The 19,115-nt window shown below is 44.3% G+C and carries 15 protein-coding genes; all 15 read left to right on the top strand.

Annotated elements, in window-relative coordinates; all coding sequences use genetic code 11:
- Positions 1-962 (top strand): phosphohexomutase domain-containing protein (locus OGY17_RS18750; protein WP_286608031.1); only part of this gene is annotated, 962 nt, incomplete at its 5' end.
- Between the two features lie 54 nt (positions 963-1,016).
- Complete coding sequence (wcaJ, locus tag OGY17_RS18745; RefSeq protein WP_008785190.1) at positions 1,017-2,411, top strand: undecaprenyl-phosphate glucose phosphotransferase; 1,395 nt, start codon at positions 1,017-1,019, stop codon at positions 2,409-2,411.
- 1 nt (position 2,412) lies between these two features.
- Entirely contained in the window at positions 2,413-3,891 is a 1,479-nt protein-coding gene (gene wzxC, locus OGY17_RS18740) for a colanic acid undecaprenyl disphosphate flippase WzxC (protein ID WP_008785189.1), read from the top strand.
- Between the two features lie 23 nt (positions 3,892-3,914).
- Positions 3,915-5,195, top strand: coding sequence for a colanic acid biosynthesis pyruvyl transferase WcaK (gene wcaK, locus OGY17_RS18735; protein WP_286608028.1), 1,281 nt, complete (start codon positions 3,915-3,917; stop codon positions 5,193-5,195).
- Positions 5,192-6,412: a colanic acid biosynthesis glycosyltransferase WcaL gene (gene wcaL, locus OGY17_RS18730; protein WP_286608026.1), complete on the top strand. Its 1,221-nt coding sequence runs from the start codon at positions 5,192-5,194 to the stop codon at positions 6,410-6,412. Before wcaK ends, wcaL begins: the two co-directional genes overlap by 4 nt.
- An 11-nt stretch (positions 6,413-6,423) precedes the next feature.
- Positions 6,424-7,818 carry a colanic acid biosynthesis protein WcaM gene (wcaM, locus tag OGY17_RS18725; protein WP_286608024.1) on the top strand — a complete coding sequence of 465 codons (1,395 nt, stop codon included), beginning with the start codon at positions 6,424-6,426 and terminating at the stop codon, positions 7,816-7,818.
- Positions 7,819-7,983: 165 nt separating this feature from the next.
- The gene (gene galF / locus OGY17_RS18720) at positions 7,984-8,877 is read left to right on the top strand and encodes a GalU regulator GalF (RefSeq protein ID WP_234103904.1); all 894 of its coding nucleotides are present in this window, start codon (positions 7,984-7,986) and stop codon (positions 8,875-8,877) included.
- Between the two features lie 400 nt (positions 8,878-9,277).
- Positions 9,278-10,528 (top strand): oligosaccharide flippase family protein, encoded by a 1,251-nt coding sequence (locus OGY17_RS18715; protein ID WP_286608021.1) that lies wholly within the window; start codon positions 9,278-9,280, stop codon positions 10,526-10,528.
- The gene (gene wzy, locus OGY17_RS18710; protein WP_234103906.1) at positions 10,518-11,891 is read left to right on the top strand and encodes an O-antigen polysaccharide polymerase Wzy; all 1,374 of its coding nucleotides are present in this window, start codon (positions 10,518-10,520) and stop codon (positions 11,889-11,891) included. The genes OGY17_RS18715 and wzy overlap by 11 nt, the downstream gene beginning before the upstream one ends.
- Positions 11,872-12,732: a glycosyltransferase family 2 protein gene (locus tag OGY17_RS18705; protein WP_234103907.1), complete on the top strand. Its 861-nt coding sequence runs from the start codon at positions 11,872-11,874 to the stop codon at positions 12,730-12,732. Before wzy ends, OGY17_RS18705 begins: the two co-directional genes overlap by 20 nt.
- A complete protein-coding gene (locus OGY17_RS18700) occupies positions 12,729-13,760 on the top strand; it encodes a glycosyltransferase family 4 protein (RefSeq protein ID WP_234103908.1) in 1,032 nt (343 codons plus the stop codon). Before OGY17_RS18705 ends, OGY17_RS18700 begins: the two co-directional genes overlap by 4 nt.
- Positions 13,750-14,895 carry a glycosyltransferase gene (locus tag OGY17_RS18695; protein ID WP_234103909.1) on the top strand — a complete coding sequence of 382 codons (1,146 nt, stop codon included), beginning with the start codon at positions 13,750-13,752 and terminating at the stop codon, positions 14,893-14,895. Before OGY17_RS18700 ends, OGY17_RS18695 begins: the two co-directional genes overlap by 11 nt.
- Before the next feature lie 248 nt (positions 14,896-15,143).
- Positions 15,144-16,352, top strand: a complete 1,209-nt coding sequence (locus OGY17_RS18690) for a glycosyltransferase (protein WP_234103910.1) — start codon at positions 15,144-15,146, stop codon at positions 16,350-16,352.
- Positions 16,339-17,775: a mannose-1-phosphate guanyltransferase gene (cpsB, locus tag OGY17_RS18685; RefSeq protein ID WP_234103911.1), complete on the top strand. Its 1,437-nt coding sequence runs from the start codon at positions 16,339-16,341 to the stop codon at positions 17,773-17,775. The genes OGY17_RS18690 and cpsB overlap by 14 nt, the downstream gene beginning before the upstream one ends.
- A gap of 18 nt (positions 17,776-17,793) precedes the next feature.
- Positions 17,794-19,115, top strand: a 1,322-nt coding sequence (gene cpsG, locus OGY17_RS18680) for a colanic acid biosynthesis phosphomannomutase CpsG (RefSeq protein WP_286608015.1), incomplete at its 3' end; no start/stop codon positions are given.

The raw sequence follows: 19,115 nt of genomic DNA, 5'->3' as shown, positions 1-19,115 counted from the left end.
CGGTTGATGAGACAAAACGTGGCCGCTACCAGCGCATTACTACCCGTGATGCCTACATTGACCACCTGCTGGGTTACATCAATCCCGCCAAACTGAAACCGATGAAGCTGGTACTCAATTCCGGCAACGGCGCGGCAGGTCCGGTGGTTGACGCCATTGAAGCCCGTTTTAAGGCGCTGGGCGTGCCGGTCGAGTTCATCAAAATTCACAACACGCCGGATGGCAGTTTCCCCAACGGTATTCCCAATCCTCTGCTGCCGGAATGCCGGGCCGACACGCGCCATGCAGTGATTGAACACGGCGCGGATATGGGGATTGCCTTCGACGGTGATTTTGACCGCTGCTTCCTGTTCGATGAAAAAGGTCAGTTCATTGAGGGCTACTACATTGTCGGCCTGCTGGCGGAAGCGTTTCTGGAGAAGAATCCGGGGGCGAAAATTATCCACGACCCGCGCCTGTCCTGGAACACCGTGGATGTGGTGACGGCGGCAGGCGGTAAACCGGTGATGTCAAAAACCGGGCACGCGTTTATCAAAGAGCGGATGCGCCACGAAGATGCCATTTATGGTGGCGAAATGAGCGCGCACCACTATTTCCGCGATTTTGCCTATTGCGACAGCGGAATGATCCCGTGGCTGCTGGTGGCGGAGCTGCTGTGTCTGAAAGGACAGTCGCTGGGCGAACTGGTCCGTGACCGGATGGTGGCCTACCCGGCGAGCGGAGAAATAAACAGTACGCTGGCAGAGCCGGCGGCAGCGATTGCGCGCGTGGAGCAGCATTTTTCCCGTGAGGCGCTGTCGGTGGACAGAACGGACGGTATCAGCATGTCGTTTGTCGACTGGCGCTTCAATTTACGCTCTTCCAATACCGAACCGGTGGTGCGCCTGAACGTGGAATCGCGCGGAGATATTCCGTTGATGGAAGCGCGAACGCGCACTCTTCTGGCGTTACTGAATCAGTAATGCTGGTGCTTCCTTTGCCCGATGCTGGGCAAAGGGTGACTAACAGGAACCACGATGACACATCTAAAAAAGCGCGAACGCGCCAAAACCAATGCGTCGTTAATTTCGATGGTGCAACGCTTTTCAGATATCACCATCATGTTTGGCGGGTTGTGGGTAATCTGCGAATTAAGCGGTTTGCCTTTCCTGTACATGCACCTGCTGGTGGCGCTGATCACGCTGGTCGTTTTTCAGATGCTCGGTGGCATAACGGATTTTTATCGCTCCTGGCGCGGTGTCAAAATTTCCACTGAGCTGGTGCTGTTGCTGCAAAACTGGACGCTGAGTCTGATTTTTTGCGCAGGTCTGATCGCCTTTAATAACGATTTTGATAACCGTCTCGCCGTCTGGCTGGCGTGGTATCTGCTATCCAGCGTTGGCCTGGTGTTGAGCCGTTCGTTTATTCGCTACGGCGCGGGATGGTTGCGTAATCGCGGTTATAACACGCGCCGGGTGGCGGTGGCAGGGGACCTGCCCGCCGGACAAATGCTATTGGACAGTTTTCGCCATGAACCATGGCTGGGGTTTGAAGTAGCAGGTGTCTATCACGATCCTATCCCTGGAAAAAACTCCCGCGACTGGGCCGGTAATCTGCAACAGCTGGTGGACGACGCCAAAGCCTCTCGTATTCATAACGTTTATATCGCCATGTCGATGAGCGATGGCGCCAGCGTCAAAAAACTGGTTCGTGAGCTGGCCGACACCACCTGTTCGGTGATCCTTATTCCTGATGTCTTTACCTTTAACATTCTGCATTCACGGATTGAGGAGATGAATGGCGTTCCGGTGGTGCCGCTGTATGACACGCCGCTCTCGGGAATTAATCGCCTGTTGAAACGCGCGGAAGATATCGTGCTGGCTTCGCTGATCCTGCTGCTTATTTCTCCGGTGCTGTGTGGCATAGCGCTACTGGTAAAACTGACCTCCAAAGGACCGGTGATTTTCCGCCAGACCCGTTATGGCATGGACGGAAAACCGATCAAAGTCTGGAAATTTCGCTCGATGAAAGTGATGGAAAACGACGCGGTGGTGACGCAGGCGACGCAAAACGATCCGCGCGTTACCCCTGTGGGGAATTTCCTGCGCCGAACGTCGCTCGATGAACTGCCGCAGTTTATTAACGTGCTGACCGGGGGCATGTCTATTGTTGGGCCACGCCCGCATGCGGTGGCGCATAACGAACAGTACCGCCAGCTTATCGAGGGGTACATGTTACGCCATAAGGTGAAACCGGGTATTACCGGCTGGGCACAAATCAACGGCTGGCGCGGTGAAACCGATACGCTGGAAAAAATGGAAAAACGTGTGGAGTTTGACCTCGAATACATTCGCGAGTGGAGCGTGTGGTTCGATATCAAAATTGTTTTTCTGACGGTATTCAAAGGCTTTGTCAACAAAGCGGCGTATTAACATGAGCTTACGAGAAAAAACGCTGAACGGCGCAAAGTGGTCGGCGATTGCCACGGTGATCATCATTGGTCTGGGTCTTATCCAGATGACCGTACTGGCACGGATTATTGATAACCACCAGTTCGGGTTGTTAACCGTGGCGCTGGTGATCATCGCGCTGGCTGATACGTTGTCTGACTTTGGTATTGCCAACTCAATTATTCAGCGCAAAGAGATTGGCTATCTTGAACTGACCACGCTGTACTGGCTCAACGTGGGGCTGGGTATCGTGGTATGCGTAGCGATGTTTCTGCTGAGCGAGACGATTGCCAGCGTACTTAATAACCCAGAACTGGCACCGCTCATCAAAACGTTATCGCTGGCGTTTGTGGTGATACCGCACGGGCAGCAGTTTCGTGCGCTGATGCAAAAAGAGCTGGCCTTCAACAAAATTGGCATGATTGAAACCAGTTCGGTACTGGCTGGTTTTACCTTCACCGTAGTCAGTGCCCATTTCTGGCCGCTCGCACTGACGGCCATTCTCGGGTATCTGGTAAACAGTACGCTACGTACGCTGCTGTTCGGCTATTTTGGTCGCCGGATTTACCGTCCGGGGCTGCATTTTTCGCTGGCATCCGTTTCGTCGAATCTGCGTTTTGGTGCGTGGCTGACGGCAGACAGCATCATCAATTACATCAATACCAACCTTTCCACGCTGGTTTTAGCCCGCACGTTGGGAGCTGGCGTGGCGGGCGGATTCAATCTCGCCTGGAATGTGGCGGTTGTCCCCCCGATCAAACTGAACCCGATTATCACCCGCGTGCTGTTTCCGGCGTTTGCCAAAATCCAGGACGACAGTGAAAAGCTACGGGTGAATTTTTACAAGCTGCTGTCGGTGGTTGGGATTATCAACTTCCCGGCGCTACTGGGACTGATGGTGGTATCGAATAACGTGGTGCCGCTGGTATTCGGCGAGAAGTGGAGCGGCATTATCCCCATCCTGCAACTGCTGTGCATTGTTGGGCTGCTGCGCTCGGTGGGGAATCCAATCGGTTCACTGCTGATGGCGAAAGCGCGGGTCGATATCAGCTTTAAATTCAATGTGTTCAAAACCTTTCTGTTTATTCCCGCTATTTTCATCGGTGGACATCTGGCCGGGGCAATTGGCGTGACGCTGGGCTTTTTGCTGGTCCAGGTGATTAATACAGTCCTCAGCTATTTCGTGATGGTTAAGCCTGTTCTTGGCCCCAGCTACCGCCAGTACATGCTCAGTCTTTGGCTGCCGTTGTATCTCTCCTTGCCAACCCTTGTGGTGAGCTATGCGCTGGGCGTAATGCTGCATGGCCAACTGTCGTTGGGCGTGTTGTTGGGGAGCCAGATAGCGGCAGGGGCACTGGCGTTTGCGCTAATGATGGTGCTGTCGCGTCATCCGCTGGTGGTGGAAATAAAATGCCAGCTCTGTCGCAGTGAAAAACTGAAAACCTTGCTCCGTGCAGGATAAGAACAACGCTTTAAGAGGTCATAATGAAACTATTAATTTTGGGCAACCATACCTGCGGGAACCGAGGGGATAGCGCGATCCTGCGCGGTTTGCTGGATGCCATTAACGCGTTGCGTCCTGAGACTGAAGTGGATGTTATGAGCCGTTACCCAGTGAGCTCCTCATGGTTACTGAACCGCCCGGTGATGGGCGATCCGCTGTATTTGCAGATGAGACAACACAACAATGCAGTGGGTGTTATGGGGCGCGTGAAGAAAGTGCTGCGTCGTCGCTATCAGCACCAGGTACTGCTCTCGCGTGTTACCGACTCCGGAAATCTGCGCAATATCGCTATCGCCCAGGGCTTTACCGATTTTGTTCGTTTGTTGTCGCGCTATGACGCCATCATCCAGGTCGGCGGATCGTTCTTTGTCGATCTGTATGGTGTGCCGCAGTTTGAGCATGCGTTGTGTTCGTTTATGGCGAAAAAACCGTTGTACATGATTGGTCACAGCGTGGGGCCATTCCAGGATGAGCAGTTTAATCAACTGGCGAACTACGTGTTTGGCCACTGTAATGCATTGATTTTACGTGAATCCGTCAGTCTGGATCTGATGAAGCGCAGCGCAATTACCACGGATAAAGTTGAAACAGGCGTGGATACAGCCTGGCTGGTCGACAATCATCATGAGGATTTTGAGCCAGGTTATGCGGTACAGCACTGGTTAGACATGGCGGCTAAACAGAAGACCGTTGCCATTACATTGCGCGAGCTGGCTCCTTTTGATAAGCGTCTGGGGACAACGCAGCAGGCCTATGAGCAAGCCTTTGCCGGCGTGGTGAACCGCATCCTTGATGAAGGTTACCAGGTGATTGCACTGTCAACCTGCACCGGTATTGATAGTTACAACAAAGATGATCGCATGGTGGCGTTAAACCTGCGCCAGTATGTTAACGACCCGGCCCGATATCATGTGGTGATGGATGAACTTAACGATCTGGAGATGGGGAAGATTCTGGGGGCATGCGATCTGACGGTGGGTACTCGGTTGCACTCGGCCATTATCTCGATGAATTTTATGACGCCAGCCATCGCCATTAACTACGAGCATAAATCGGCAGGGATCATGCAACAGTTGGGGTTGCCGGAGATGGCTGTCGATATTCGCCATCTGCTCGATGGCAGTCTGGAAGGAAAGGTCGCCGATACCCTCGGACAGTTACCTGATCTGAACATACGACTTGGGGATGCTGTGACACGCGAACGCGAACGCGGGGTACACATGGTGCAGTCGGTTTTAACGCGTATTGAGGGGGAAAAATGAAGATTGGCTTTTTCCTGCTTAAATTTCCTCTCTCTTCTGAGACCTTTGTACTCAATCAGATAACCGCATTTATCGATATGGGCTACGACGTGGAGATTGTCGCTTTGCAGAAGGGCGATCTTGAAAATACGCATGCCTCATTTAATACCTATCGGCTGGGTGAAAAAACGCGCTGGTTGCTGAATGAACCGGAAAGCAAACTGGCGAAGCTGAAATATAGGGCGGCGGGGGCTCTGCACGGTCTCACCCGCGCAGCGACCTGGAAAGCGCTTAATGTTGCACGCTATGGCGAAGAAGCGCGTAATCTGATTTTGGCGGCCATTTGCGGTGGGAATCCGCGGGCGTTTGAAGCGGATGTCTTTATTGCTCATTTTGGGCCAGCAGGCGTAACGGCCGCTAAGCTGCGTGAGCTTGGGATGATCCGCGGAAAAATCGCCACGGTATTTCACGGTGTCGATGTTTCGCATCGGGATGTGCTTACCCGCTATACCCCTGAGTATCAGCAGCTGTTTCAACGTGGAGATTTGATGTTACCCATCAGCAATCTCTGGGCCGGACGTTTAAAAAACATGGGATGCCCGCCGCAAAAAATCGCGGTTTCGCGTATGGGTATCGACATGACGCGTTTTACCCCTCGCCAACTGAAAGCACCAGCTGCACCGCTGGAAATTATCTCTGTCGCCCGGTTAACCGAGAAAAAAGGACTGCATGTCGCCATCGAAGCCTGTCGTCAGTTAAAAGAGCAGGGCGTTTCATTTCGTTATCGCATTCTGGGTATCGGCCCTTGGGAGCGTCGTTTACGTACGCTGATCGAGCAATATCAACTCGATGATGTGATTGAGATGCCCGGCTTTAAGCCCAGCCATCAGGTAAAGGAGATGCTTGAGCAGGCGGATGTATTTTTGCTGCCGTCGATTACCGGAAGAGACGGCGATATGGAGGGGATCCCGGTGGCGCTGATGGAGGCGATGGCGGTAGGTATTCCAGTGATTTCTACCTTTCACAGCGGGATCCCGGAGCTGGTCGAATCGGGCAAGTCTGGCTGGCTGGCACCGGAAAACGATGCGCAGGCACTGGCAGAGAGATTAGCGGCATTTAGCCTACTCGACAGTGAGCAGGTACAACCGATTGTGCAGTGCGCGCGCGAAAAAATTGAAACTGAATTTAATCAGTTAGCGATCAATAAACAGTTAGCCAGTCTGCTGCAAACGATGTAAATCGAGGTTGTATGTCAGAGAACAAACTCTCACGCCGTACTTTTCTGACGGCAGGCTCTGCGCTTGTCGTACTGCATTCTCCCGTTGTCCGGGCGCTTGAATCATCGGACAGTGTTAACATCCAGGATTACAACCCAAAGGATTGGGTCGCTTCTTTCCGGCAGGCGTTCAAAGAAGGACAAACGGTAGTCGTACCAAATGGACTGGAATGTAAGGATCTCAATACCGCTATCGTTATTCCTCCTGGCAAAACGCTACACCTGCAAGGCAGAATCAGCGGCAATGGCCGTGGTCGCTTTGTTCTGCAGGATGGATGTAAGGTAGTGGGTGAGCAGGGCGGGAGCCTGAGGAATGTTACCCTCGATGTGCGCGGTTCAGACTGTGTGATAAAAGGGATTGCCATGAGTGGTTTTGGCCCAGTGACACAAGTCTATGTCGGCGGCAAAACACCAAGGCTGATGCGCAATCTGGTTATCGATGATATTACCGTCACGCGCGCCAACTATGGGATCCTGCGTCAGGGCTTTCATAACCGGATGGATGGCGTAAAGATTACAAACTGCCGTTTTAGCGATCTACAGGGAGATGCCATTGAGTGGAATGTGGCGATCAACGACAGCAACATCCTCATTTCTGACCATGTCATTGAACGTATCAACTGTACCAATGGCAACGTGAACTGGGGCATCGGCATCGGGCTGGCGGGCAGTACCTATGACAATTCCTATCCCGATGACCTGGCGGTAAAAAACTTTGTCGTGGCGAATATCACCGGTACCGACTGTCGACAGCTAGTTCATGTAGAGAACGGTAAACATTTTATAATTCGTAATATCACCGCACGAAATATTACCCCAGATTTTAGTAAGAAAGCAGGTATTGATAATGCGACGGTCGCTATTTATGGCTGTGATAATTTCGTGATTGATAATATCAATATGGAAAATAGCGCAGGTATGCTCATTGGCTACGGTGTTATTAAAGGACGATATTTATCCATTCCGCAGAACTTTAAGTTAAATAATATCCATCTGGATAACACGAAACTTGAATATAAATTACGTGGAATTCAGATCTCATCAGGTAATGCAACGTCGTTCGTGGCCATCACCAACGTGGAGATGAAGCGAGCCACGCTTGAGTTGCACAACCAACCACAGCATCTTTTTTTACGTAACATCAGGGTGATGCAGCAATCCACAACAGGACCCGCGCTCAAGATGCACTTCGATCTGCGCAAGGACGTACGCGGCAAGTTTATGGCTAAGCAGGGCACCTTGCTATCACTGGCGAATATCCATGCGGTAAACGAAAGCGGGCAAAGTTCAGTTGACATTGACCGGGTAAACCATCAGGTGGTGAATGTCGAAGCGGTGAATTTTCGGCTACCGGGGCAGGGGAGGTAACTTTGCGACCATTCCTGGCAAAAGTTGTACCCGCCTGGGATTAAGATTACTGCATTCCGCAGCTAAGCGGCGTAACATACGCGGCATCGGAGTAATGTAATTCATACTGGCTAAAACAAGCTAAAAAGCTATAATTCAGCAACAATTGAATAGGTGAATGACTTAATGATTAATTTGAAAGCAGTTATTCCGGTAGCAGGTCTGGGGATGCACATGTTGCCTGCCACGAAGGCAATCCCTAAAGAGATGCTGCCGATCGTAGACAAGCCGATGATTCAATACATTGTCGACGAGATTGTAGCTGCCGGTATCAAAGAAATCGTTCTGGTGACTCATGCGTCTAAGAACGCAGTTGAGAACCACTTCGACACCTCTTACGAACTCGAATCACTCCTTGAGCAGCGTGTTAAGCGCCAGCTCTTAGCCGAAGTGCAGTCTATCTGTCCTCCGGGCGTGACCATCATGAACGTCCGTCAGGCTCAGTTGCTGGGTCTGGGTCATTCCATCCTTTGTGCTCGCCCAATTGTTGGGGACAACCCGTTCGTCGTGGTGCTCCCGGATGTCGTTCTTGATACCGCGAGTGCGGATCCGCTGCGCTACAACCTCGCTGCTATGGTTGCTCGTTTTAATGAAACCGGGCGTAGTCAGGTACTGGCTAAGCGTATGGAAGGCGATCTGTCTGAGTATTCTGTTATTCAGACCAAAGAGCCTTTGGACAATGAAGGTAAAGTCAGTCGCATCGTTGAATTCATCGAAAAACCGGATCAGCCGCAAACGCTTGATTCCGATCTGATGGCCGTAGGGCGCTATGTGCTGTCTGCTGATATTTGGGCAGAACTGGAGCATACGCAGCCAGGCGCCTGGGGGCGAATTCAGTTGACGGATGCCATCGCTGAGCTGGCGAAAAAACAGTCTGTTGATGCCATGTTGATGACCGGCGAAAGCTACGACTGTGGTAAAAAAATGGGCTACATGCAGGCGTTTGTGAAGTACGGGTTGCGTAACCTGAAAGAAGGACCGAAGTTCCGTAAGAGCATTGAAAAGCTACTTAGCGAGTAGATATTTACAGATCTTCGTGAAGGTAAGCCAGAAAAAATAACGGCAGTTAACATTCCACCGCCTATGATTTATGCAGCGGAGTGTTACTGTCGTTTTTCATATAAAAACAAAGAATTACAATAAGTTAACCTACCAGGTTTAATCTGTTTTTTGTTGGATTTTTTCTTGTTTCTGGTCGCATTTGGTAAGACAATTAGCGTTTGAGTTTTGATGGCTTTGCGACAGTTGGCGGGGCTGGTTACATCTTTGGCATTTTGCTAGTGCACTGGTAGCTGTTAAGCCAGGGGCGGTAGCGTGGCTATGGAGTCTGCTTCCAAAAATTATTAACCAATGTTGATGCCGCTGAATTTATTAGCTCATAGCAAATATTATGTAATAATTGATAATACGGGACTGAAAATTGCCTAGCTTTGTTAGTAAAAAGAAAATAATAAAAGATGTTTTCTTGGGTCTTTATATTCTACAGCTATTTAACTACGTTGCTCCTGTAATAATTATTCCAATAATTATTAGCCATATTGGATTAGCTAGTTATGGTGAGTTGGTTTATATTACGGCTATTTATCAGGTTGTCTCTTTATTTATTGATTTTGGCTTTACATACACTGCTCCAGTGGTGGCTGCTCGTTATCGGAATGATAGAAAAGAGTTGCATGTTTATCATAACACAATAATATTTTTGAAATCATTGCTTTTTATAGTGGCGCTATGCGCAGTTAATGTATTATCATTTTTTGGTATGGTAAATCTATCTTCATTATATATGCTGTCAGTTTTCATCTGTGCAATTGGAAATATACTAACACCGTTATGGATGTTTCAGGGAATAGGTGATTTTAAATTCCTATCATTCTGCCAAATTATAACGCGGATAATCTTATTTGTACTATTACTATTGTATCTGGTAGCTAAAGGGAGCAATATTTTCATTATTAGCCTCCTCCAAAATGGCAGTTTACTTTTATGCTATTTTTATGTAAGGAAGAAAACATTTTCTTTTCATTGGGAACATTTGAATTTAAAATTATCTGCATCAGAGTTTAAGCGTGCTGGAGATGTATTTATCGGTGTTTTAGGTACTATTGGATATGGTGGATTAATTCCTATATTGATTGGTAACTATTGCGGCCATGCTAGTTTGGGTATATATTCTATAGTACAGAAGTTAACCGTAGCATGCCAGAGTTTAATCGCTCCAGTATCGCAGTTCATGCTGTCAGAAGTATCAAAACAGAACCCGAATGATAGCGAATTCAAAAATAAAATTAAACGAAGCTTCATCATTCATCTTGTAATAAGTGTAATTGCCTGTATATGCTATTTGATATTTGGAAAATTTGCTGCCCAAGTCGTTGGTAATATCGAAGTTCCATTTGTGATAATTGCGATATCATCTGTAATAACAATATTTTCCTCCCTTAACAATGTTCTGGGAGTCCAATTTCTTATTCCAACTGATAATGTTAAACTCTTGCGAAGTGCCAACCTCGTATCGGGAATCATAGTGGTTTCAATTTCGTGGTTTTTAATTAATACGTACAATGTACTAGGCGGGGTAACTCTTAACTTACTTGGTGAGTTTTTAGTTTTTATCTTTTTAGCATGTGTTGCTAAGAGCAAGTGGAAAAGGATTAGCATCAATGCAATTTAAAAAACTCCCATTATTTATTTTGTTTATTAGCTTGTTAACTATTTTTACAACAATGTTAATAGTTGATAATAAAGTATTATGTTCAGTATACGTTCTGGTGATTGCTACAGTATCTATTTTCTGGATTTCATATTCTGGTAACAAGATTACATCACCTGCAAGTTTATTGATTATCTCCTCTTTTGTATTTTTAGGGAGTAGGCCTTTCCTGTCTTTTCTGGCTAATTATGATTTTCGCATTGCCGACTGGTTCATAGTTGGATATATGGATGACTATGTTGCTTATGCAAATTATGCTATTTCATTAATGTACTTTGGGTATGCGATTGCAATTATTGCCAGCCGAAATACTTTATCGCCTAATCAGAAAGTTAGACAATCAACATACATCGCTCCTTCCTTGAAGTTTCTTTTCTTTTTGCTTCTTCTTGGAACAATAGGAATGGTATTAAAAGGAATATATTTTTTCTATTATATTGAATCTAACAGCTATGTTGATATATATCAGAATAATATAAAGGTGCCAGCTGGGTATGATTTTTTATCATACTTATTTTACTGCTCATTTTTTCTTATTTGTGCATTTTATAAAGAATTTCGAACGAAAAAGTTATTCCTTGCAATAGCCATAATTATAGCTGCATTCAGCGCCTTAAAGGGGAGTCGAAGCGAGTTTATAACTTTTTTGCTGACGATAAGCTGTATCTACTATAATGAGAAGAGTGTCAGCAATATTAAACTTCTCGCTAAAATGCTTGCTTTATTTGTCATTGTATTTGCATTGAGTGAGTTTGTTTCAATGTGGCGCTCGGGTGGCAGCTTTATTGCCCTGCTAGAGGGAAATAACCCAATCATAGATTTCCTTTACGGAATGGGTGTGTCATACATTGCTGTCTACCAAAGTGTAAAGCTACATATGGTAAATGGTATTACTGACGCATCATTTTTGGTTGGTCAAATAATGATCACTGCTGCCTCGGTATTACGAATTGAAGTATATCTTCCTGAGGTTAGCTATAGCCATTTGGCTTCTTTCACAGCTAATTCAGAGTTATATAGTCAAGGTTATGGCTTAGGTGGGAGTTACCTGTCAGAATCGCTTTTGGCTATGGGGCTTTTTGGCTGCTTTATCATACCATGTATAATACTGACTCTCTTGAACAGTATGGAGAAATATACAAAGTATAATCCACTATTTTATTTTATCTACTTTAGCATACTGCCTCCATTTTTATTTATTCCTCGGGAAACATTATTGTATTCATTACCATATCTAATAAAAAGTATTATTGTTTCATTCATTGTCATTATATATTCAAATTATAAGTCAGGAGCGGTTCGATATGATGGGAAAAAATGTTAGTGTAATTATCCCCAGCTATAATAGAGCGCATTTGCTCAGGGATATTATTCCCAGTTATTTTCAGGATGAAGTGCTGGAAGTAATAGTCATTAATGACTGCTCTAAAGATAATACTCGTGAAGTGCTTGGTGAACTTCAACAAAAATATTTAAATTTGGTCGTGCTTGAGAATGATTCTAACAAAAAGCAAATGTTTTCAAAAAATCGAGGCATTGATATAGCCAAGGGCGATTTTATCTTTTTTGGTGATGATGATTCATATTTGCAGCTTGGTACGATCAGACGAATGTTGGAAACAAAAAATAAGACAAAGGCTGATGTAGTAGGAGCAAGAATTCTTTACATGAATAACAATGAATGGGAATTTGAGCAATGTATTGAACGCCACAAAAGCGAAGGTAAGTTTGTGAGCAATCTGAGTAAAATGGAATTTAGTTTTACTGCTGACTTGGATGAACCTGTAGAGTGTTTTTATGCTCAACCTTTTGTTCTTGTTGAGCGTAGAACAATAGGCGATTTACGCTTTGATACGGGCTACACAGGAAACTGTTATCGAGAGGAAACCGATTTTATGTTGGCCCTTTATTTAAATAAATTAAAGTTTGTGTATGACTCTCAGGCGCTATTAATTAATTTGCCGCCGCAAAAAGCAACGGGTGGGGCAAGGACTGCCAATAAGTTTAAATATCATTATGAAAGTGTTGTTAACAACCATCGTTTCTTAAAAAAATATAATGATGCAATTAACAGAATAACTAATGACAGGCAAACTATTTTTGCGCGACAGTTACATTTTATTATTTTTAAGATTAGATCCTTTGCAAGGAAGTTTTTAAAATGATCGTTTATATTGCTGCATTTAATGGTGATGGTGGGCAGGGAGGTGTTGAGCGGGTAGTCGCACAACAAAAAAAAATCTTAGAAAATCTTAATGCAAAAGTAATTATTACGGACAGGCAGTACCTTGTATTGACTCGTTACATTAGCAATAAAAAAATGCAGTTGCTGTTATACCCTGTTTTGATATCGATATATTTTCTACTAAAAAAAATATGTGGACATAAGTTCTTAGTTATCTCTCATGGGTATTCCTCTCCTTTCTATTTCAATGACCTGCTAGTTGCGCATGGGAATATGAAGTGCTATTCGCAAACTGTCACTAAAAGAAAAGTAAAATTATTGTCAGGTAGCGGTGTGATGGCGCTCTACGAAAAATGTTCAGGAAAACTTTCAGAAAAAATTTGGGCTGTATCAAAAAAAGTTAAGAGTGAGTGGGTTGAGTGTTATTTAATCAATGAAGATAAGATAGATGTGGTTCGAAATTATATAAATTTGAACAAGTTTAACCAAGAAAGGAATATAAAGCAGAACTATATAACCTTTGTCGGTCGATTGGAGAAGGGGAAAGGGATCGCAGAGCTTGTTGATATTTGTAATGCTTATCCCAATTTCAATTTTAACTTTGTTTCAAGTATTTCAGCTCCTGAGGAGTTAAGTAATCTAAATAATGTCACTATTAATGTCGGCGTAGATTACAGTGAAATGCCTAATATATATCAAGAAGCAAAATTATTGATTCTTCCTTCCATGTATGAAGGATTTGAGTTGGTTACAGTCGAAGCGTTGTGTTGCGGAACACCCGTCGTTGGATATAAAGTCGGAGCTATCAGAGAATTGCATCTGGATAAGCATCCGGGTGTCTTCATGGTTGAGAATAAGGATAGTATAATTGAAACTATTGGCATGCTGATGTCCTTATCCGACGAAGAATATTTGAAATTAAGAGCAGATATCTATGATAAAAGAAGTGTTTTTTCAGAGGAAAATTACGAAAAAATAATGAAGAAGGCTTTCAATTATGAGTGCTAAAAAATTCTGCTTGATATCTATAAATTCTTACAATGAATTAACTGGGGGAGGGGTATACTTAAGAACGTTAGTATCTTTTCTCAATAAACAAAACGTAGAGCTTACGTTAGTTGATAAAGATATAAGTGAAAAGAATTTTGATGTTCCTGCTGCAAAGCACTTTTCGCTATCAAAAGGGTTATTGCAAGATGTAATTTCACGAGCTTTGCTATTGCCTTCTTTTTACATGGTGCATCTTTTCACGATTCTTCGCATTTGTCGAGGCAATGATATTATTGGTATTCACAACTCCAGATTGGGAATTATTTGCTATCTTATTAAGTTATTTTTTCCAAAAAAGAATATTATTTTATTTACGGATAACTTTGAATTTAACTTAATCAGTCAAAAAAAGGCAACGGTAACTAGTATCTATGAAAAATTAATTATTAGATTTAATGAGTGGTTGGGGTTGTATATTTCTGATCTGGTGACGTATATAACCGAGAATGACAGAGAATTAATGAATGATTACTATAAAAATTGTCAGCAAAAACACCTTGTGATTCCAGTTGTTTATGAAAATACACAGTCTAAGAATTCTATTTCATTCGCCTTCATTAATAAAATTAATATATTAAATGCTGACTCCAGACGTAAGTTGGTTTTTACTGCATCTTTTGATTTTTTTCCAAATGTTGAGGCTGCATATAAAATAATAGAGAAAGCAAAAGATAATAATAATGTGGTTTTTGTTCTAGCTGGAAGGAAATTATCAAGTCTGTCACTCGGAAAAAATGAAAATGTATATATGTTTGAAGACTTAAGTAATGATGAAATGTCAGTGCTCTTATCCTCATGTGATGTTTTTTATTCTCCCTTAATGTTAGGTAGTGGAATGAAAACAAAAGTTGCAGAAGCATTGTCTTATGGACTGCATGTCTATGGGTCAAAACATACGATGATAGGATATGAAGAGATTAAAGATAATAAAGAGTGCATTACATTAATGAATGATATCTCTGAACCTTTGCCAGCACATGTAATTGCAGGTGTATTTGATAAAGCTAATATTTGCGCAGTACAGAAGACATATTATTCACCGGCACGATTTAGTGGCAGCGAATTAAATACTACCTTTGGTGTAAAGAGTTAATAAATTGGGAAGGTAATTAGAAAACTTTACTTACTTATATCATTCCTCGCATGATCATAGCATTTTTGGAGTGCCAGGCATGATGTTATTGTTTTAGACGATTTTAGTAATGTCTTTCAGAAGCACACTGAACAGACAGATCATTGAACTGGAATACGGGAAAAAAATCTAAAGCAAATGAACTATGGTTCATTGAATTGTAAGAAGATCTTCCCAAGCGGATTTTGATAGATAAGGTTTATCTTAGTATGACTGAAGAAACACAGAGAAAAAAAATTTTAGTTCTTACTCCGCGTTTCCCGTATCCGGTAATCGGTGGGGATCGTTTAAGAATTTATAAGCTATGTAAAGCATTGTCTGAAACTTATAATTTAACACTTCTTAGCTTATGTGATCACCGCTCAGAGATTGAATCCGTTATTACAGACAACGTTTTCTCTGAAATTCATAGAGTTTTCCATCCTAAATATTTATCATATTTTAATGTATTAAAAGCATTGCCGACAAAAGTACCATTGCAGGTAGCTTATTATCGTTCTGAGAAGTTTCAGCAAAAATTTAATGAACTAATAACTACTCACGATGCGGTTTTCTGCCATCTAATCAGAGTAGCGGACTATGCGAAGGATACAAATAAAGTTAAATTTATAGACATGACTGATGCTATATCATTAAATTATAGTCGTGTTAAAAAAATGTCCAATAAGAGTAGTATTCGAGCGTTAATCTATTCTGTCGAGCAGTCTCGTTTGGAAAAGTATGAAAGAGAAATTGCATATTCGTTTGATTTGGCAACCTTTATATCGCCTATAGATAGAGATTTTCTCTACCCCACCAATTATGAACATATTAAGGTTGTGAATAATGGTGTGGATACAGACCAGTTACTTTTTAAAGCGAGAACCATTGACAGCAATAAACCGATAGAGCTCGTTTTCATTGGTAATATGCTTTCAATGCAGAATATGGATGCCGCAACTTTTTTTGCTAAAGAAATTCTGCCAAAAATAGCTGAAGAATTTGATGTTATTTTTAAAGTGATTGGGAAAATATCCGAGTCTAATAAAAAGGTTCTAAATTCTTACGCTAACACTATTGCACTAGGGATGGTGGTTGATATCAATGAAGCATCAAAATCTGGACATATTGGAGTTTGTCCTGTAAGACTTGGTGCTGGTGTGCAAAATAAGGTTTTGGAATATATGGCCTTAGGCTTGCCATGCATTAGTTCAAGCATAGGCTTTGAAGGAATAGAAGCATCAAATGGTTCTGAGATCATAATTGCTGACACGGCGGATGAATATAAAAAGGCAATTAGGTTAATGACCAGTGACAATGAATATTACTCATGTCTTGCGAAAAATGCTCGTGAATTTGTGATGTCTAATTTCTCCTGGAAATCGCGACTATCAACTTTTATGAATGCTATAGAAGAAAATATTTATGCAAAAAAATAATATGATTGTTCCAGTTATAATGGCTGGGGGTACTGGCAGTCGTTTATGGCCGTTGTCGCGAGAACTCTACCCAAAACAGTTTTTATGTCTTGATGGTAAGTTTACAATGCTGCAATCGACCATTGGGCGTTTGAGTGGATTGAATTGTGAAAACCCGGTTGTAATCTGTAACGAACAACACCGTTTTATCGTTGCCGAACAATTGCGGCAGATGGGAAAATTGACAAGGAATATTATCCTCGAGCCTGCAGGTCGTAATACCGCCCCAGCTATTGCTTTAGCTGCACTTGCCGCTTTGCGTTTGCAGCCTGAAAACCCACCACTCATTCTTGTATTAGCTGCTGATCATGTCATCAAGGATGTAGATTCTTTTCATCTGGCAGTTAACACTGCACAAGCTTATGCAGAAACTGGGAATCTTGTAACATTTGGAATTGTTCCAGATAAAGCTGAGATAGGTTACGGATATATCCGTCGAGGTGTCGAGAATCGCAATTTATTTGGAGAAGCTTATAAAGTTGCTGAGTTTGTTGAAAAGCCAAACTTTGAAACAGCGAATAAATATGTTTCATCTGGGGATTATTATTGGAATAGTGGTATGTTTCTCTTCCGCAGCGATCGTTATTTGACTGAGTTAAAAAAATTCCGCCCGGATATTCATGAAGCTTGCGAGAAATCAATTAAATCAGCAGATACTGATTTAGATTTTATTCGAGTTGATAAAGAAGCGTTCCTAGCTTGTCCAGATGAGTCTATTGATTATGCTGTTATGGAAAAAACGGATTCTGCGATTGTTGTTCCAATGAATGCAGGATGGAGCGATGTTGGCTCATGGTCATCTTTGTGGGAAATTACGGACAAAGACGCAGATGGGAACGTAACTGCCGGTGACGTAATATCGAATAACACAAAGAATAGCTATTTGTATTCTGATTCCGGTCTAATTACTACTGTTGGTGTGGAAAACCTCGTTGTTGTACAAACGAAGGATGCTGTATTAGTAGCGGATAAGAACTCAGTACAGGATGTTAAAAAAATAGTTGAGTCAATTAGGAATAGGGGACGTTCAGAACATCATACTCATCGAGAAGTTTACCGTCCTTGGGGAAAATATGATTCAATAGATACCGGTGATCGATATCAAGTAAAACGACTGACAGTGAATCCAGGAGAAGGTATTTCCCTGCAAATGCATCATCATCGTGCTGAACATTGGATAGTTGTCGCAGGTACTGCGAGAGTGACCATTAATGATAATATCAGATTGTTAGGGGAAAACGAGTCTGTATATATTCCCGTTGGTGCAATGCATTGTCTGGAAAATCCAGGAAAAATTCCCCTTGAATTGATAGAGGTTCGTTCAGGCTCTTATCTTGAAGAAGATGATATTGTGCGCTTAGCAGATAGATATGGACGTGTTTAATATCACGGTGATTTTATTATGAATAAATTAAAGTGTTTCAAAGCCTACGATATTCGCGGCAGGCTGGGCGAAGAGCTGAATGAAGATATCGCGTGGCGTATTGGTCGCGCTTACGGCGAGTTCCTGAAGCCAAAAACGATTGTCCTCGGCGGTGACGTGCGCCTGACCAGCGAGACGCTGAAGCTGGCGCTGGCAAAAGGACTGCAGGATGCAGGCGTGGATGTGCTGGATATTGGTATGTCGGGCACTGAAGAGATTTACTTCGCCACCTTCCACCTGGGCATTGACGGCGGTATTGAAGTGACCGCCAGCCATAATCCGATGGATTACAACGGTATGAAGCTGGTGCGGGAAGGGGCACGGCCCATCAGCGGAGATACCGGTCTGCGCGACGTGCAGCGCCTGGCTGAAGCCAATGACTTCCCAACGGTTGATGAGACAAAACGTGGCCGCTACCAGCGCATTACTACCCGTGATGCCTACATTGACCACCTGCTGGGTTACATCAATCCCGCCAAACTGAAACCGATGAAGCTGGTACTCAATTCCGGCAACGGCGCGGCAGGTCCGGTGGTTGACGCCATTGAAGCCCGTTTTAAGGCGCTGGGCGTGCCGGTCGAGTTCATCAAAATTCACAACACGCCGGATGGCAGTTTCCCCAACGGTATTCCCAATCCTCTGCTGCCGGAATGCCGGGCCGACACGCGCCATGCAGTGATTGAACACGGCGCGGATATGGGGATTGCCTTCGACGGTGATTTTGACCGCTGCTTCCTGTTCGATGAAAAAGGTCAGTTCATTGAGGGCTACTACATTGTCGGCCTGCTGGCGGAAGCGTTTCTGGAGAAGAATCCGGGGGCGAAAATTATCCACGACCCGCGCCTGTCCTGGAACACCGTGGATGTGGTGACGGCGGCAGGCGGTAAACCGGTGATGTCAAAAACCGGGCACGCGTTTATCAAAGAGCGGATGCGCCACGAAGATGCCATTTATGGTGGCGAAATGAGCGCGCACCACTATTTCCGCGATTTTGCCTATTGCGACAGCGGAATGATCCCGTGGCTGCTGGTGGCGGAGCTGCTGTGTCTGAAAGGACAGTCGCTGGGCGAACTGGTCCGTGACCGGATGGTGGCCTACCCGGCGAGCGGAGAAATAAACAGTACGCTGGCAGAGCCGGCGGCAGCGATTGCGCGCGTGGAGCAGCATTTTTCCCGTGAGGCGCTGTCGGTGGACAGAACGGACGGTATCAGCATGTCGTTTGTCGACTGGCGCTTCAATTTACGCTCTTCCAATACCGAACCGGTGGTGCGCCTGAACGTGGAATCGCGCGGAGATATTCC

This window comes from Citrobacter sp. Cpo126 (genome assembly GCF_030332445.1).
GTDB classification, from domain to species: Bacteria; Pseudomonadota; Gammaproteobacteria; order Enterobacterales; family Enterobacteriaceae; genus Citrobacter; species Citrobacter portucalensis.
The sequence above is the reverse complement of the archived record's forward strand: the minus strand, read 5'-3'. Positions and strand labels throughout refer to the sequence as shown.

Coding starts and splice junctions, on each gene's coding strand:
- OGY17_RS18700 (WP_234103908.1), top strand. CDS start 12,729: ATGATCGTTTATATTGCTGCATTTAATGGTGATGGTGGGCAGGGAGGT.
- wcaJ (WP_008785190.1), top strand. CDS start 1,017: ATGACACATCTAAAAAAGCGCGAACGCGCCAAAACCAATGCGTCGTTA.
- wzy (WP_234103906.1), top strand. CDS start 10,518: ATGCAATTTAAAAAACTCCCATTATTTATTTTGTTTATTAGCTTGTTA.
- OGY17_RS18705 (WP_234103907.1), top strand. CDS start 11,872: ATGATGGGAAAAAATGTTAGTGTAATTATCCCCAGCTATAATAGAGCG.
- wcaM (WP_286608024.1), top strand. CDS start 6,424: ATGTCAGAGAACAAACTCTCACGCCGTACTTTTCTGACGGCAGGCTCT.
- wcaL (WP_286608026.1), top strand. CDS start 5,192: ATGAAGATTGGCTTTTTCCTGCTTAAATTTCCTCTCTCTTCTGAGACC.
- cpsB (WP_234103911.1), top strand. CDS start 16,339: ATGCAAAAAAATAATATGATTGTTCCAGTTATAATGGCTGGGGGTACT.
- galF (WP_234103904.1), top strand. CDS start 7,984: ATGATTAATTTGAAAGCAGTTATTCCGGTAGCAGGTCTGGGGATGCAC.
- wzxC (WP_008785189.1), top strand. CDS start 2,413: ATGAGCTTACGAGAAAAAACGCTGAACGGCGCAAAGTGGTCGGCGATT.
- OGY17_RS18690 (WP_234103910.1), top strand. CDS start 15,144: ATGACTGAAGAAACACAGAGAAAAAAAATTTTAGTTCTTACTCCGCGT.
- OGY17_RS18695 (WP_234103909.1), top strand. CDS start 13,750: ATGAGTGCTAAAAAATTCTGCTTGATATCTATAAATTCTTACAATGAA.
- wcaK (WP_286608028.1), top strand. CDS start 3,915: ATGAAACTATTAATTTTGGGCAACCATACCTGCGGGAACCGAGGGGAT.